Origin of the sequence: Streptomyces sp. NPDC001717, assembly GCF_042892775.1 — a bacterium.
GTDB lineage: Bacteria > Actinomycetota > Actinomycetes > Streptomycetales > Streptomycetaceae > Streptomyces.
Map to the genome: position 1 here is coordinate 52,666 of NZ_JBIAUK010000018.1, position 14,643 is coordinate 67,308.

Consider the following 14,643-nt stretch of genomic DNA (forward strand, 5'->3'; position numbering starts at 1 on the left):
GCCCTTCCCGAAGCCACCGATGCAGCCCGCCGAACCCGCCACACCGACCCCGGGCATCCACGAGCCCGTGGACCCCTCGGTCCTCGAAGCCGTACTGGAAACCACCGCCCCCGGCCCCAAGAAGGCACCCACGATGGCCACACCACCGGACGACCCGCCCGCACCGACTCCGCAGCCCCAACAGAAGCCCCCAGCCACCCCACCCGCCCCCGCCGTACCCCCGTACGACGAAGACCCCTGGGCATTCTTCGAACAAATGAGCCTCGGTATCGGCGCCGACGAAGTCCGCGCAGCGGTGGCCGCCGCCCCCGAACCCCCGGACGCGCCAACGCCGGCTTCCTCACCAATCGCGCCGGAGGCGGCGGCGACAGCGCTCGACATCGCCGCGGCCGAGGCGGACACCCACACGAGCAAGCTCGCCGACCACCCGGAATGGCAGCACATCCAGACCATCCGCGGCGCACTGAGACACCTCTGGGACCTGACGAAGGAGCAAGCCAACTCCCACTGGGAGGCCCTGCGCGCCGACTTCCGTTTCCAGGGCCTCTGGAAGACGGCGTCCATCCGGGCCTGCGAGGCGATCTCCGCATACGCGGCGACACTGGCGCACCGCCTCCAAGGCGACCTCCCCACGGCGGCCGCCCTCCTGAAACTCTCGGACGCCGCCCTCACGTACAGCACCGTCACAGCAGCCGAACCCACACCGTCGCCCCCATCCGCCGCGGCAAGCCCACCCCTCCCGTACGCCACCCGCGACGACGCCGTACGGGCCGCGCGGGAAGTGACGACACGCTTCCAGGCCTGGACCGCCACCCCCATGGGCCAGGACCTCGTCGGCTCCGGCCACCGCAGGGTCAACGCGTTCCGCGACGCCTGGCAGCAACTCCCGCCCCACGACACCGCGCCCGGCCGAGCCGCGGGCCCGTACGGTGACGTGACCGAGACCGCCAAGGCCCTCCTCACCGCCGCCACCAAAGCAGCCCGCTTCGCCCCGGCCGACCTCCAGACCCTCCAGGCCCTGGCCACGGCAGCCGACACCCACGCCGCCCGCCTGTCGGTAACCCTGCCACCCGGCACATCCACGCCACCCCGGAGGGCGGTTCCGCCCGCACCCCGGGTCGCCGCGCCCGCCCCGCCGACCGCCCGCACTCCACGGGCATCGGCCTAGACGATCAGGTCCAAGAGTGCGGCGTCACGCTGCTTGGCGTCACGCTTGAGCGGAGATGAGGGATGTCCGGCCGGTCAGGGGTCCAGAACCGGACGGGGCTCGGAGACACGGCGTGGGGCACGGCTACTCTTCGGGGCGGATCATCTTGATCGACTTGTTGCCGGGGGGGGCTTCTCTCATGTTCACGCGCCATGTCCCTGTTGTGCTGGTGGCCGCCGGCTGCCTTGTTCTCTCTGCCTGTTCCGGCGGTCAGGCATCCGTGACTGCCGACCACGCGCCGGCGGGGACGGAACAGACCTCCTCGACGCCACAGCCTTCCTCGACGCCGTCCTCGCACATTCCCCTGCCGACGCGCGGCGCGGTCGGCGAAGTACCGGACACCGCACGGTTGCGGGAGCTCGTGCTACAGCCGGGCGAGGCCGCTGGGGTTCCGAACCCCCAGATGGGAATTCGGGACGTGCACCCGTCCGAGCTGAAGCCGCTGCCCCGAACGGGATCGTCCCCGTGCGCCACCATGTGGGCCATACTCAGGCAGCAGACCGGCGCCCAAGCCGCCATCACGCAGACATTCCAGTCCGGCGCAACCGAGAACCCCCAGGTGACCTTCCTCGCGTCCTACGCGGGCACCGGGGCTGCGACGACCTTCGCCGAGCTGCGCTCGGCCGTCGCCGCCTGCCCCTCGGACGACTCCGACGGCCGCAAGGGGACCGTGCGGTACGAGGACCTCGACAGAGGCGGATTCCCCGAGGGCACGATCCGCATCCGGATGACCTTCGCCGAAGAAGGATCCGACCAGCCCGCCGACGTTTTCGACCGCATCGTGGCCCGGGTCGGCGTGTGCATCGTCGATGTGGTGAGCATGGGCCCCGAGCCGCACCCGCCCCTCGCAGAGGCTCCCGTTCTCCGGCAGATCGAGCGGCTTCGGGCCGCGCAAGGGGTGTGAGTCGGTCCCTCCGGACCGGGACCGTGACCTGTGCAGCGGATTTCGCGGATTCATAGGGCGCCGTCCCGTCGGCGCAGTCCTGCGCGGCGCCCGAGCACGAGGTCGGTCGGGACATGCGCCCGGGGCAGGGCCCGGGCGGCCGGAGCCTGCACCGGTTTCGCGGCGACCCACTTCTGCTCCTCGGCGATCGCCCGGTGCGCGGAGGCGTCCAGCAGCGCACGGGGGACGGTGGTCCCGGCCTGCCGCGCGGCATCGAGGAGCGCGCCTGCAGAAGCCTGTTCCGCGCCCATCACCGCCACGTGGGCATTGGTCAGAGCTTCAACCTGGCGAGTGTGGATCGGGTAGAAGTGTTGCCCCCGCTCCAGGCTCGGGGGACGGTAGTGGGGCGAGTCGGTCACCAGCCCGGCTCCGGCCCGCCGGACGGTCCATGGGGCGGCCACGGCCATCTGCCATCCGGCGGCGGGCAGCCGGTAGAGCGATGCCGTCAGCGGGCCCACGCCTCCCGCGTCGGCGAGGATGTCCGCCACGGGCCGGGGGTCTCCGGGTGGCTGTTCTGGCGTCCAGGTCGGCCCGAACAGCAGGTGCCCGACCCGGACGCAGGCGGTGTGGGAGATGACCACGGCCGGGTGCGGCTCCGTCGACGGGATCTGTGAGGTCTGGCCCTTGCGGACGAGGTCGTAGCCCGGCGGCGGGAGCAGGGGGCGCTCGCGGGGGTCCGTGATGTCCACGATGCTTTTCCAGGCCTCGGCGGCCGCCTTCCAAGCCTGGGACGACGTACGCAGCGCACCCGCAGTCTCGTTGAGGCGGGCCCGTAGGGCGTCCTCCGGGGCATCGGCGGCGATGCGGCGCAGTACCTGCCCCGAGAGGATGCGCGTCAGCGCCGTCCAGCGGGAGAGCTGCTTGAGGTCCGACCCGCTCAGCTGCTGCTCGCCCCGGCCGTGCAGGGCGCCGTACGCTGCGCGCGACAGCCGTTCGCTGTCCTGCTCCAAGCGGGCCGTGACCATACTGAGCGGCTCGTCGGGCAGGGCCTGGACGGGCTCGACGGCCAGCGCCAGGGGAAAGGCGCCGATGGAGTGATCGGCCGTCCGGGCGGCAGCCCGTGCACGGACGGAGGCCTCGGCCAGCGAGGTCCGGGCCGCCTCGAGGGCCTCGGCCGCACCGGGATGCTCGGCGCCCTGGGCCAGCTGGTGAACGACCTGGCCGCCGGCCCAGGCCACTTCGGAGTACCGGTGGGTGAGGTAGTCGAACGCGGCCTGGTGACGCAGCAGATACGCGTACGGTGTCAGCGCCCTGCGGTCGGGATCGAGGTGGCTGCTGATCGTGTCCCTGACCGCCGCCAACGCTTGGACGGCGGCTGTGATCCGCGCATCGACGAGACGACCGGCCTCACCCATGCCCAGGGGCCGGAGGTAGCTCTGAGCGGTGCCCAGCCACGCACCCGCCTGCCCTAAGCCGCCCTCCAGATTGCGCTCACCGGTTGTCAGGGCCCGCTCCTCCGTGGTGGGAACGGGCGTGTAGGCCCGTGGCCCGAGCCCCTTCCTGATCTGCTCCAGAACGTCGACGACCCCGCCCGCCAACGCAGCCCGAGCCTGCGGGGTCGTCGCGACGGGCTGCGCGGAGGCCTCCTGGAGACGGCCGACCGCGACGTCGAAGAGTTCACCCAAAGTGGTCACTTCACGTCACCGCTCCGCACCCGAGTGAGCGCGACTGCCGCGCCGCGGGCCAACTCCACGGCCTCACTCAGGACGCGCTCCGCGCCTTCGCCCACACTGTCCGCCGTGGCGAGGAGCCGCTCCAGGGACTCCCCCGCATGCGTGAGCATGCGTACGTACGGCTCCAGACCAGTTGTGCCGGGAGCCGACGGAGCCGTGACCGGCTCACCGAGCTCCGGCAGCGGAAGCAGGTCACGGCCTGCATCGGCCTTCTGGCCCGCGAGCAGGGCCTGGAACTCGTCGACGCCCTCGTCGAAGGCGATGCGGTCGCACAGCTCGACGGTCAGGCCGAACACATCCCACACCGCGGCGAGCACCACGGCCGTTTCCTCGGAGTCGAGCCGCTCGTCGAGCGCCGTCAAAGTCGTCATCGGCATTCCCTCCTTCGTCGGTGATGTCGATCGTGCCGGCCGGCGCGGGAAGCCCGGACCGGGCTGTGGACGGCAGCGCTCTTGTGGACGATGCGGGCGGTGACGACCCGGAGCGTCAGTTGCTGCGGGCGCAGCTGCTTATGATCAATCAGTTTCTCTCTTCGCGGTTGGGGTGTTACACGTGGTGATTGCACGGTGGGGGCGTCGTGAGGCGCGGGTCGGGTTCTTGGTCGCGGTGGCCGCGATGTGCGCTCTCCTCGTCGGCTGTGGGTCGGGCGGCGGCAGCGGGCCGGACGGTCGTGGGTTGGGACCCGGAGCGATGGTCGAGCCGTCGTCGAGTCCGGCCGCCCGGATCCTGTCCGTGGAGCGACTGGAGGCAGCGCTTCCCAGGGTGATTCATTTTCCGCGGGGGATGGAGGACAGGAGCGCTCATGCCTGGGACCTGTCCAACCCGGCGATCTGTCAGTCCGAGTACTGGGAGGACGCCTTGTGCGCTGATGCGGTCGCGCTGGGAGTCAGCAGCGCGGGCGACATGCACACGGAGAACTTTCTGGTCCGGATGATCGCGTTCGCGGATGAGCCGACGGCGGCCGGCCACTTCCGGGCATGGAGCACCGCAACGGCGAAGACGGCGAAGCCCGACGGCGGCGTGGACGGCCGCGCCGAGTATGCGCTTCCCCCGTCGCAAGGCTGGGAAGGGCGCGGTGTCGTCCTACGACAGGGTGCGGTGATCACAAAGGTCGAGTACGCGTGGGACGGCCAGGAGGTCCCCGGTCGTCTGGAGGGGGCCACGCGCATGGTGACGGAGCGGGTTCAGCAGACGCTGAGCGGCAAGAATCCCACGGCCTCGATGCGATAGCACGTGCGGAGGGGCCAGGGCGGATGCGTGGGCCCCGTGACCTTCGGCCACCCTGTGGAGGCGGGACCGGGCCGACGGCGCAGGGCCCATGACGACACGGTCGGGCTGCTAGAGGTTGCGCACCATCACCGCGTAGACGGGCGAATCGTCGGAGGGCTGGGTCTCGGCCCGCTTCTCGTAGCCCCACTTCTCGTACAGGGCCTGGACCCTGGGATGTGCGGAGTCGACGAGGAGCGTGGCGAAGTCGACGTCGTCCGATACCGAATGGATCAGCGCGTCATGTATCTGCCGGGCCCGGCCGGTGCCCTGCCACTGGGGCACCACCATCAGCTCGGACAGGGCGAAGATCCGGCCGCGCACGTCCTTGGGGCGTTCCGTCCCCTTCCACCACCCACCGGGCTTGAACTTCGAACCGTACGCGTATCCGACCGGGCCGCCGTTCTCCCACCCGGAGGTGCACAGCCAGTCCTCGCGCCCCGACCACAGGTCGACGAAGTACGAGAACCGCTCCCGTGAGTGGAACGGGTCGAGGTCGCTCGCGTACACGTCGTCGTGGATGTCCAGGAGCAAGGAGCGGACGTCGCTCGCGTCGCTGTGGGTGTACCACTTCAGGTCCATCGGCGTGACTCCTCGATCCAGCTCACGACCTCGGGCGCATTCGTCCCCGTGGCCTCGATGACTTGGCGAGTCCTGACAAGCGTGTTCGTCGTACGCTGCGACCCCGACGCCGACAGCAGCATTCCGTACGCCTGCCTTCCGGTCGCACAGGCCAGTTCCACTTCGCCCTGCCTCGCCTGACAGAGCGACAGGTGCGCCGTATACAGCGCCTTGTTGCGGACCATGTCGCCGGGGATGGCGGCGAGCGTGCGGTGGAGGCAGAACTCGGCACGCTCGTGCTCGCCGAGCGCCGTCCAGACGTACGACGAGAGGGCGTCGAACTCGGCCCGGTCGTAGAACGCGATCCACGATGGCGGCTGCTCGCCCCCGGCCCTTCCGAATGCCTTCTCCGCGAGGGCCAGCGCCCGCAACGACTCGGCGGGCTGCTCCAGCCTGGCCAGAGCGTTGGCGTGCCGCATGTGCCCCAGCGATGCGTACAACGGGTCCCGCCGTGCCGCCGACGAGCGCTTCATCACCTCCGCGCCGGCCGCCGCCTCGGCGTGGTTCTCCCGCTGGCTGGAGGTGAGCATCAGGTGGTCCCAAACCCGGTACATGCTTTCGCCGTCGCGTGCGAGACCCGCGAGGGTGAGGGCCTTGTCCAGGTGGAGGCGTGCGCGCTGCGGGGCGCTCGCGTCGATCGCTCCGAAGGCGGCCAGGCAGGTGACGTCGGATGCGAGCCGGTACATCCGACGCCGGATGTGCTCCGAGGCGCCACCCGAGGCGAGTGACGACTGGATGCGTGCCGCGAGTTCGGCGGCCCTGTTCTCGATCCTCCGCGCTCCACCGAGCCGGGAGTCGTCGCTCAGCAGGTCGGTGTACTCCCGGTGGAACCTGTCGGCGTCGACCAGTCCCAGCCGTGAGCGTCGCGCCGGAGTGGCGGCGGCGACGGCGGTTCCGGTCGCTGCGGCAAGGAAGGTTCGGCGGCGCACGGGGTCCTCCGGTGGTACGGCGGTACGTGGTGGGTCGAACCCTAAAGCCGAGATGGGGCACCCGAACACTGCTTCCAGCGCTACACATGTACGTCCGATCGGCCGCCGGGTCGTGCCGTTGAGGAGGTTGCGCACCGAGCGTGCGGACACCTCGCCCGGTCTCCCACAGAGTTGCTGGAGCGCGGCGTTCATCTGACGTGCCAATTCTTCCTGGGTGAAGCCGAGTTCACTCATCCGGCCCTTGAGGATGGCGTTCGCTCCCATGCAACAGAAAGTAGCCATCCCCCTGCGTTCCGATCCACCCATCGGGTAATCCGAACGCAAAGTTTTCCGGTTGGGCGGGTGTGGCTCGACAGCAACCCTTCCTGTTCGTGAGCGCGCCGTGGCCGTTGACTGGTCATCGCGTTCCGGAGCACGCCGGGATGCGCATCCCCTCGCAGCGGGCCGTGGCCCCGTCCCCGCGGGCCATCCACGCCCGTCCACGGCCCGCTGTGTCCGACTTCGACCGCAGGAGCGAAGCCATGGACAACCCCCTTTCCCGCCGCACGTCCGGCACCGGCGGACGCATCCGCCCGATACAGGAGCCGGGCCCCGGCTCACCGAGTCGGGCCTTGAGGGTCCGCGCCGCTGGCGGCTGGGCGAAGTTCATGCGCGGCGCCGACATCGACGCCTGGCGGGAGGCGGACGAATGAACCCGACACCCCGGCCCGTGTCCCATCAGGGTCTCCCGTCCTGGCTCCACGAGGGTGCCCGCGTCTACGACCCTGGCCGGGAAACGGAAGGGATCGTGCAGTTCATCGGCGACTTCGAGGACCCGGCGACGCGTCGCTTCATGCAGAACGCCGTGTTCCTGCGCCCCGAGGGCGGCGGCCGGGAGTGGATCGTCGCGCCCGAGGTGCCTCGGCGCACCGACGACCGCGGGCTGTCCCCTGGCCTTCCGCCCACCCGTTGAGAGCACACGAGAAGGCACTCCTCGCGGTGGATACCGCCTCGCCGGCGAATGGGGTGCCCCACAACCAACCACCGCCCCTTCCGTCCTGGCCGGTGACCGACACAAGCCCGGCTGACAACCACGGCCGCCACGGCCGCCCCAGAACCCGACCCATACCCCGGGCCCACCGGACCCGACGTACGGCGGTCGGCAGCAAGAAGCGCCCGGTCGACCGGTCGGACGTAGACCGCACATGAAGGAGTTACGAGATGGAAGCGAAGTCCACCGTTGCCGCCCGCGAGCTGGAGCTGCCGGAGGCCCCGGAAGAGCTGGTCCCGTTCGGCGTCGTGCGGATCGAGGACGTCGAGGACGAGTGGTAGACCGCACCGCACCGGTTGTGAACAGCCGCGATAGGGCGGGTTCCAGCCGCCGCCCGCGGCCGTGACCAGAGGGGCTCGGGGCGAGAGCTCACCCCGAGCCCCTCTTTCCTGTCCAATTCCCACCCATCCTTTGGAGGCAGCCGTGATCCATGTGTTCACGGGTCCCACGCTGGCACCTTCGGAGCCCGCACTCAGCACCGGGCACTTGCGGGCCCTGCCGCCCGCCCGGCATGGAGATTTCGACGACGCCGCGATCGAGGCCGGTCACACGGTCGTCCTCATCGACGGGGTGTACCACCAGGCTCCCGCACTGCGGCACAAGGAGATTCTTGCCGCGATCGCACGGGGCGTGCGCGTCATCGGTGCCGCCAGCATCGGCGCCCTGCGGGCCGCGGAATTGCACGGCCACGGCATGATCGGGTCGGGCCGGATCTACGGTGCCTACCGGCGCGGCGTACTGACCGGGGACGACGAGGTCGCCGTGGGCCAGGCTCCTGATGGCGACCTGAACGCGTAGACCTGGCCACTGGTGAACATCCGTCACATCCTGCAGGCAGCCGAGCGTGACCACGCCCTGAACGGCCGGGCCGCGAGCGTGCTGCTGCACGCGCTGGCCGACATCCCCTACCAGCAGCGCACCGAACCGGCCGTGCATGCCGTCGGGCGGCGCATTGGCGGTGCCGAATTCCTCCGGTGGCTGGTCGGCCGCCGGCTGCTGGATGCGCACTGGGGTGATGTGAAGCGCACCGACGCGCTCGGCGCACTGGTCCTGGCCCGCGAGTTCCATTCGGCAGTCCCTCGCATCGACTCGTGCGTGCCCACGTCCACCGGCTACACCCGGGCATGGGCCAATCGCCGAGCCGCCCAGGAGGTGGACGGCCGGTCCCTGTCCACCGCGCTTCGTCTTGCCTACCAGCAGATCTTCGATCCCCAGTTCCCGCAGGTGTGGCAGCAGTGGCTGGCCCGGCTGGCCGACGAGCCCGACGGGGTGCCTCTTGCCCGGCGCCTGGCAGACGTGCTGGACGACGACCCGGCCCCGGCCCCGGAGCCGTATCTTGTGTTCCGGCCCGTCCCGGACCTGCGCGACCCGGAAACCGTCGCCCTCCTCCTGGGCCGGGAGACGGCCGCCGACCGGGAGGCGGTCGCCCGCTACGCCGCCGTCAACAGCACCACGCGCGACCGGATGCCTGGCTTCTCTCCTGAGGCCATCGACGACGGGGTGGCCCGGCGGACCCTCATGCGGCTGTGGCGGACCGATGTGCCCGTCGCAGAGGACGCAGCCGCCGCCCGAGGCTTCCGCAACACCGCCGATGCCATCGACCACATGAAGGTCTTCCTGGCCGGGTTCCTCGCCGACACCCCCGAGAGGACCGCGTGATGATCAGTGACCGCGTCCAGCTGGACGGCACCGTGCGCACCCGGATCCCACAGGAGACCTGGCAGGCCCTCGCCCGGGACCTCGCCCCCCGCTACGGAATCAGCCGCGTCGCCCGGCTCACCGCTCTCGACTCCCTCGGCCTGCCCGTCCACACCGCGATCCGGCCCGCCTCCCACACCCTCACCGCGACCCAGGGCAAGGGAGCGACGGACCTGCTGTCCCGGATCTCCGCCGTCATGGAGGCGATCGAGCTGTGGCACACCGAGCAGCCTCTCCCCGCCGACGAGTTCGGGTCCTACCGCGAGATCGTCCCGGGATACCCGTTCTCGGCGCTGCCCCTGAGGACGGACGCCGCGGGGCTGGAGCGGGTACGGCTGGAGTGGACGGCCGCTACTGGCCTGATCCGCGGCGTCCGCACCCTCGTACCCTGCGACACCGTCCGCCGCCGCGCCGAGCGGCTGCCCTGGCAGCCGGACATCCTCCGTGCCACCAGCACCGGTCTCGCCGCGGGCAACACGCTCGACGAGGCCGCCCTGCACGGAATGTACGAGGTCATCGAACGCGACACCCTGCACACCGACGACCTCGCCGACGGACGCCACCGCACGCTCATCGACCCCGCCTCGGTCAAAGACCCGTACTGCGCAGACCTGATCGCCCGCGTCCTGAGGGCCGGCGCAGCCTTGGAGCTCGTCCACGTCGCCAACACGTACGGCGTGCCCGTATGCACGGCCTACCTGTGGTCGGAGGACTACCCGCTCTGGGCCGCCGGAGGCGGCTGCCACACCGACCCGCACATCGCGCTGGCCCGGGCGATCACCGAGGCCGCGCAGAGCCGCCTCACCTGCATCGCCGGAACCCGCGACGACCTGCCCGTCGACGAGGAACTCCTGCGGCACCCGGCCCCCGCACCCCACCCCCGCGACCCCGCAGAACTGACCCCGTGGGACGTGCCGGCCGACGTACCGCCCTGGCAGGGCACGTTCTCCGAGCACGCCCGCGTCGTCGCCACACGGATCGAGGCCGTCACCGGGCACGAGCCGCTGTGCGTGGACCTGACCCAGCCCGAAGAGCAGATCCACGCCGTCAAGGTCATCTGCCCCGGCACACACTCACGCACCCGAAGGGCCATCCCCCGATGAACACCGCCGACCCCTCCGCCACCCTCACCCCGGCGGAACGGGCGCGCCAGGTCGGGTACGACGCCCTCCACACCGCCCGCGCCACCAGCCCCCTGCCCGCCTACATGTACGCCGCGGCGATGGGCGACGCCTACCCCGCCGAGATCAACGCCGCCGGCTCATGCGACTGGCCCCTGATCGCAACGATGGTCGCCAACCTCCGCATGCCCGCCGGCAGCGCTCTCGTCGACCTCGGATGCGGCACGGGCGGCATCGGACTGTGGCTCGCCCGCGCCCTGAACGTCCCCGTGGTCGGCATCGACATCTCACCGCGCGCCGTCGAACTCGCCGCCGCCCGGGTCCACGACTTTCTCCCACCCGGCCGTGCCGCGTTCAAGGTGGGTACGGTCGAGCGGACCGGCCTGCCGGATTCGAGCGCCGGCGGCCTGGTGTGCGTGGACGCTCTCGGCCATGCCGACGACCCCGTCGCCGCGCTGGCCGAGATCCGCCGCATCCTGACCCCCGGGGCTCGGGCCGTCATCACCCGCGCCGTGCGCCATGACACCGAGCCCGCGTGGTACCACCAAGCCGAGGCAGCCGGACTCCACGTCGAGCACGTCCAGGACCGCCCCGACGAACCTGCGATGTGGCGCCGCCTCTACCACCTCTGGCAGACCCGGGCCAAAGACCTCGAACATCACCTGGGCCAAGACCAGGCCTGCGCCATGCTCGCCGAAGCCGCCCGCCGCCGGCCCACCCTCGACGGCCGCCGGGCAGCCGCTCTCACTCTGCGCCGCCCACTACGCTGCACCGACGCGCCTACCACCTTGGAGAGCCGATGACTCGTATCGCGGTCCTCTCAGCCGGATCATGGGGCACCAGCATGGGTGCCGTCCTCGCGGACGCCGGGAACCAGGTGATCCTCCACGCCCGCCGTCCCGACCTCGCCGCCGCGATCAACTCCCGCCGCGAGAACCCCTACTACCTCCCGGGCATCAGCCTCCCGGAAGCGGTCACCGCGACGACCGACGAGGCCGAGGCCGTCCGCGACGCCGAGGTCGTCGCGGTGTCCATCCCGGCGCAGACCCTGCGCGAGAACCTGACCCGCTGGGCGCCGCTGTTCACCGACGACACCGTGGTCGTGAGCCTGATGAAGGGCATCGAGACCGGCACCGGATTGCGCATGAGCCAGGTGATCACCGACGTGACCGGGATCCCGTCCGACCGCGTGGCCGTCCTGTCCGGGCCGAACCTGGCCCGGGAGATTGCCGTACGGCAGCCCGCCGCGTCCGCGATCGCCTGCACCAGTGAATCCGTGGCCAGCCGGCTCCAGGCCCTCACCCAAACCCCGTACTTCCGGCCCTACACCACCACTGACGTCATCGGATGCGAGCTCGGCGGCGCCGTCAAGAACGTCATCGCGCTGGCCGTCGGCCTGGCCACCGGCATGCGCCTCGGCGACAACTCCCGCGCCGTCCTCATCACCCGAGGCCTCGCCGAAACCGCCCGGCTCGGCCTCGCCCTCGGCGCGGACCCCCTCACCTTCTCCGGCCTCGCAGGAGTCGGCGACCTCATGGCCACCTGCGCCTCCCCCCTTTCCCGCAACCGCACCTTCGGCGAACACCTCGGCCGCGGCCTCACCCTCGCCCAGGCCACCGCCGCCACCAGCCAGACCGCCGAAGGCGTCAAGTCCGCCGAATCAGTGCTCCAACTCGCCCGCAGGCACGGGGTCGAGATGCCCATCACCGAGGTAGTCGTCAGCGTCCTACACGGCCGTATCACCACCCTCCAGGCCGCGGCCCAACTCATGGAGCGGGTGCCCAGAGCCGAGCGGTACACCGCCTGACCGAGCGATCTCGCCTGGCAACTCCGTTGCCTGCAGCTTGGCGCAGCAGGAGCCTGAACTGTAAGGCCGGGGAACGGCGCTAGCCTCTGAGGCTTGTTCCCGGCCCCACCAGCGGGCCCCTCCCACAGGAGAGTAAAGGAATGCGCATCTCAGTCATCGGCTGCGGCCACCTCGGCATCCCGCACGCGGCGGCCATGGCCGAAATCGGCCACGAAGTCATCGGTGTGGACGTCGACCAGGCCAAGGTCGACCGGCTCAATGCCGGCGAATGCCCGATCTACGAGGCCGGCCTCCCCGAACTGCTCGTCCGTCACACCATGAGCGGCCGCCTCCGCTTCACCACCGAGATTCGCGAGGCCGCCGACTTCGCGGACCTGCACTTCATCGGTGTCGGCACCCCCATCGACGCCGACGGCCGCTCCTACGACACCGCACAGGTCTACGGCGCCATCCGCTGGCTCGCGCCGCACCTCGACCGGCCGTGCACCATCGTCGGGAAGAGCACCGTCACCGTCGGCACGACCCGGCAGGTCACCGCCCTCGCCCAGCGCCTTGCCCCGGCCGCCGAGCGCGTGGACGTCGTATGGAACCCGGAGTTCCTCCGCGAGGGCCACGCCGTGGAGGACACCCTCCGCTCGGACCGCCTGATCGCGGGCCTCACCACCACCGGGGCGGAGAAGGCGATCCGCGCCGTCTACGCCCCCATCCTGGACGCCGGTGTCCCGCTCTTCGTCACGGACCCGCAGACCGCCGAACTCGCCAAGGGCGCCGCGAACACCTTCCTCGGCCTGAAGATCAGCTACATCAACGCCGTCGCCGACATGTGCGAGGCCGCCGACGCCGACATCTCCCAGATCGTCGACATCCTCGGCATCGACCCCCGCATCGGCAGCGGCGGCATGCGCCCCGGCATCGGCTACGGCGGCGGCTGCCTCCCCAAGGACGTACGCGCCTTCACCGCGAGCGCGGCGCAGCTGGGCGCGGGCCGGGCCGCCGACCTCCTGCGGGCCGCGGAGCAGATCAACGAGAACCGCACCGGCGTGGCCATGGACCTCGTCACCCGCGCCCTGGGCGGGCGCCCCCTCAAGGGCGCCCGGGTCACGGTCTGGGGCGCCGCGTTCAAGCCGGGTACGAACGACGTCCGCGAATCCCCGGCCCTGGCCCTCGCACAGGCCCTCCAGCAGGCCGGCGCCACCGTCACCGTCCACGACCCGCAGGCCGTGGCCACGGCCACGGTCCGCAACCCGGAGTTCGACTACACCGACGACCTGCCCGCCTCCCTCGACGGCGCCGACCTCATCGTCCTGGCCACGGAATGGCCCGAGTACCGGCAGGCCGACCCCCAGGCCCTGGCTCACCGCCCCGCCACACCGCTGCTCGTCGACTGCCGCACCACCCTCGCCCCGGAGCCCTGGCGCGCGGCGGGCTGGACAGTCCACCAGCTCGGCCGCCCCGGGAAGTAGCACCGCTCCCCCGCGCGCCGGAGCCCGACGACCCATCGGCGCACCCCTCGGAATCGTGGGGGCATACCCATGAACGGCGACGACCCTTGGGCAGCGGCCAGCAAGGCACCCGCGCCCTTCTGTTCCGCGCCCATCACGGCCGAGTAGGCGTGGGCCAACGCCTCTACCTGGCGGGGGTGGACGGGGTAGAAGCGCTGCTCCTGGTCCAGGTTCGGGGGCCGGTGGTCGACTGAGTTGGTCACCAGCCCGGCCGTGGCCCGCCGGACGACCCACGGCGCGGCCGCCGCCATCTGCCAGCCCGTGGCGTAGAGCGGTACGCCGAAGCGGCCAGCGCCACTCCGTGACGGCGGTGCTTCTGGGAGAAGTCGGCCCGGCTGTCGCGGACCCGGTCGCACTCGGCGAGCGTCCCGTCGAGCAGGACATAGTCCAGATCCGCCTCATCCAGGACCCGCAGGAGGCCGGGTGCCCGGCCGGGCAGGTGCTGGGCGACGGCCGTGACGTAGGCGTGGGCGGTGCCGACGGATATGCCGGAGCCGGCGGCGATCTGCGCGAGCGTGTCGTGCCGGCGGAGGTAGGCCAGGCCCACGAGGGCATGCTGATGGGGCGGCAGCTTGCAGCGGCGGTCACCCTCGCGGGTGACGATGAGCATGGATACCCACTCGACCAGAGCATGAGGCAGGTCGAGTGCGGCAGGATGGGGAACCAACTTGGCTCCGGTGCCGATGGGTTGAGACTTCGAACACCTCCCTCAACGGCGCGGGAGCCCTGTGCGTTGCGGTCCTCATCCTGACTCGGCCTGGGTCACTCGATCAGTGGTCAGTCTGAAAGAGCTCAATGACTCTGGTAGGGGCGCACGGATTGGAATCTCTGACTCTGCGTCAACTC

General features: G+C 71.1%; 15 protein-coding genes and 1 pseudogene. 11 read left to right on the plus strand and 5 right to left on the minus strand.

The annotated features are described in order from the left end of the window. The first annotated feature begins 19 nt into the window (after nt 1-19). On the plus strand, nt 20-1,168 hold the full coding sequence (locus ACFYZL_RS25570; RefSeq protein ID WP_388681987.1) for a hypothetical protein: 1,149 nt from the start codon (nt 20-22) through the stop codon (nt 1,166-1,168). A 178-nt stretch (nt 1,169-1,346) separates the two neighbouring features. Beyond that, nucleotides 1,347-2,111 carry a hypothetical protein gene (locus ACFYZL_RS25575; RefSeq protein WP_388681989.1) on the plus strand — a complete coding sequence of 255 codons (765 nt, stop codon included), beginning with the start codon at nt 1,347-1,349 and terminating at the stop codon, nt 2,109-2,111. A 50-nt stretch (nt 2,112-2,161) separates the two neighbouring features. On the opposite strand, the gene ACFYZL_RS25580 is transcribed toward ACFYZL_RS25575, so the two are convergent. After that, complete coding sequence (locus ACFYZL_RS25580) at nt 2,162-3,784, minus strand: hypothetical protein (RefSeq protein WP_388681992.1); 1,623 nt, start codon at nt 3,782-3,784, stop codon at nt 2,162-2,164. Beyond that, on the minus strand, nt 3,781-4,194 hold the full coding sequence (locus tag ACFYZL_RS25585; protein ID WP_388681995.1) for a hypothetical protein: 414 nt from the start codon (nt 4,192-4,194) through the stop codon (nt 3,781-3,783). The genes ACFYZL_RS25580 and ACFYZL_RS25585 overlap by 4 nt, the downstream gene beginning before the upstream one ends. A 319-nt stretch (nt 4,195-4,513) precedes the next feature. On the opposite strand from ACFYZL_RS25585, the gene ACFYZL_RS25590 reads away from it, so the two are divergent. Next, nucleotides 4,514-5,053: a hypothetical protein gene (locus ACFYZL_RS25590; RefSeq protein ID WP_388681997.1), complete on the plus strand. Its 540-nt coding sequence runs from the start codon at nt 4,514-4,516 to the stop codon at nt 5,051-5,053. 108 nt (nt 5,054-5,161) lie between these two features. Here the strand turns inward: ACFYZL_RS25590 and ACFYZL_RS25595 are convergent, their stop codons facing one another. Both ACFYZL_RS25595 and ACFYZL_RS25600 read right to left on the minus strand, forming a co-directional pair. After that, entirely contained in the window at nt 5,162-5,671 is a 510-nt protein-coding gene (locus tag ACFYZL_RS25595) for a GNAT family N-acetyltransferase (RefSeq protein WP_388682000.1), read from the minus strand. After that, on the minus strand, nt 5,662-6,639 hold the full coding sequence (locus tag ACFYZL_RS25600; RefSeq protein WP_388682003.1) for an XRE family transcriptional regulator: 978 nt from the start codon (nt 6,637-6,639) through the stop codon (nt 5,662-5,664). The genes ACFYZL_RS25595 and ACFYZL_RS25600 overlap by 10 nt, the downstream gene beginning before the upstream one ends. A gap of 521 nt (nt 6,640-7,160) precedes the next feature. Between ACFYZL_RS25600 and ACFYZL_RS25605 the strand changes: the two genes are divergently transcribed. The 8 genes from ACFYZL_RS25605 (at nt 7,161) to ACFYZL_RS25640 (ending at nt 13,758) form a co-directional block, all read left to right on the plus strand. Continuing rightward, on the plus strand, nt 7,161-7,331 hold the full coding sequence (locus ACFYZL_RS25605; RefSeq protein WP_388682005.1) for a hypothetical protein: 171 nt from the start codon (nt 7,161-7,163) through the stop codon (nt 7,329-7,331). 17 nt (nt 7,332-7,348) lie between these two features. Further along, nucleotides 7,349-7,591, plus strand: a complete 243-nt coding sequence (locus ACFYZL_RS25610) for a hypothetical protein (protein ID WP_388682008.1) — start codon at nt 7,349-7,351, stop codon at nt 7,589-7,591. 501 nt (nt 7,592-8,092) lie between these two features. Next, a complete protein-coding gene (locus ACFYZL_RS25615) occupies nt 8,093-8,467 on the plus strand; it encodes a TfuA-like protein (RefSeq protein ID WP_388682011.1) in 375 nt (124 codons plus the stop codon). Between the two features lie 12 nt (nt 8,468-8,479). After that, a complete protein-coding gene (locus tag ACFYZL_RS25620) occupies nt 8,480-9,328 on the plus strand; it encodes a hypothetical protein (RefSeq protein WP_388682013.1) in 849 nt (282 codons plus the stop codon). Next, nucleotides 9,328-10,470: a YcaO-like family protein gene (locus tag ACFYZL_RS25625; protein WP_388682016.1), complete on the plus strand. Its 1,143-nt coding sequence runs from the start codon at nt 9,328-9,330 to the stop codon at nt 10,468-10,470. Before ACFYZL_RS25620 ends, ACFYZL_RS25625 begins: the two co-directional genes overlap by 1 nt. Continuing rightward, nucleotides 10,467-11,291: a class I SAM-dependent methyltransferase gene (locus ACFYZL_RS25630; protein WP_388682019.1), complete on the plus strand. Its 825-nt coding sequence runs from the start codon at nt 10,467-10,469 to the stop codon at nt 11,289-11,291. Before ACFYZL_RS25625 ends, ACFYZL_RS25630 begins: the two co-directional genes overlap by 4 nt. Then, nucleotides 11,288-12,295, plus strand: a complete 1,008-nt coding sequence (locus ACFYZL_RS25635; RefSeq protein ID WP_388682022.1) for an NAD(P)H-dependent glycerol-3-phosphate dehydrogenase — start codon at nt 11,288-11,290, stop codon at nt 12,293-12,295. Before ACFYZL_RS25630 ends, ACFYZL_RS25635 begins: the two co-directional genes overlap by 4 nt. A 140-nt stretch (nt 12,296-12,435) precedes the next feature. Further along, complete coding sequence (locus ACFYZL_RS25640) at nt 12,436-13,758, plus strand: UDP-glucose dehydrogenase family protein (protein ID WP_388682025.1); 1,323 nt, start codon at nt 12,436-12,438, stop codon at nt 13,756-13,758. A 334-nt stretch (nt 13,759-14,092) separates the two neighbouring features. On the opposite strand, the pseudogene ACFYZL_RS25645 reads toward ACFYZL_RS25640, so the two are convergent. Further along, a pseudogene (locus tag ACFYZL_RS25645) lies at nt 14,093-14,464 on the minus strand (transposase family protein); the annotation flags it as partial. Between the last annotated feature and the right edge of the window lie 179 nt (nt 14,465-14,643).

Bases quoted from the DNA above. Each gene is read 5' to 3' on its own strand.
- ACFYZL_RS25630 (WP_388682019.1), top strand. From the start codon at position 10,467: ATGAACACCGCCGACCCCTCCGCCACCCTCACCCCGGCGGAACGGGCG.
- ACFYZL_RS25590 (WP_388681997.1), top strand. From the start codon at position 4,514: ATGGTCGAGCCGTCGTCGAGTCCGGCCGCCCGGATCCTGTCCGTGGAG.
- ACFYZL_RS25635 (WP_388682022.1), top strand. From the start codon at position 11,288: ATGACTCGTATCGCGGTCCTCTCAGCCGGATCATGGGGCACCAGCATG.
- ACFYZL_RS25640 (WP_388682025.1), top strand. From the start codon at position 12,436: ATGCGCATCTCAGTCATCGGCTGCGGCCACCTCGGCATCCCGCACGCG.
- ACFYZL_RS25585 (WP_388681995.1), bottom strand. From the start codon at position 4,194: ATGACGACTTTGACGGCGCTCGACGAGCGGCTCGACTCCGAGGAAACG.
- ACFYZL_RS25625 (WP_388682016.1), top strand. From the start codon at position 9,328: ATGATCAGTGACCGCGTCCAGCTGGACGGCACCGTGCGCACCCGGATC.
- ACFYZL_RS25570 (WP_388681987.1), top strand. From the start codon at position 20: ATGCAGCCCGCCGAACCCGCCACACCGACCCCGGGCATCCACGAGCCC.
- ACFYZL_RS25595 (WP_388682000.1), bottom strand. From the start codon at position 5,671: ATGGACCTGAAGTGGTACACCCACAGCGACGCGAGCGACGTCCGCTCC.
- ACFYZL_RS25605 (WP_388682005.1), top strand. From the start codon at position 7,161: ATGGACAACCCCCTTTCCCGCCGCACGTCCGGCACCGGCGGACGCATC.
- ACFYZL_RS25575 (WP_388681989.1), top strand. From the start codon at position 1,347: ATGTTCACGCGCCATGTCCCTGTTGTGCTGGTGGCCGCCGGCTGCCTT.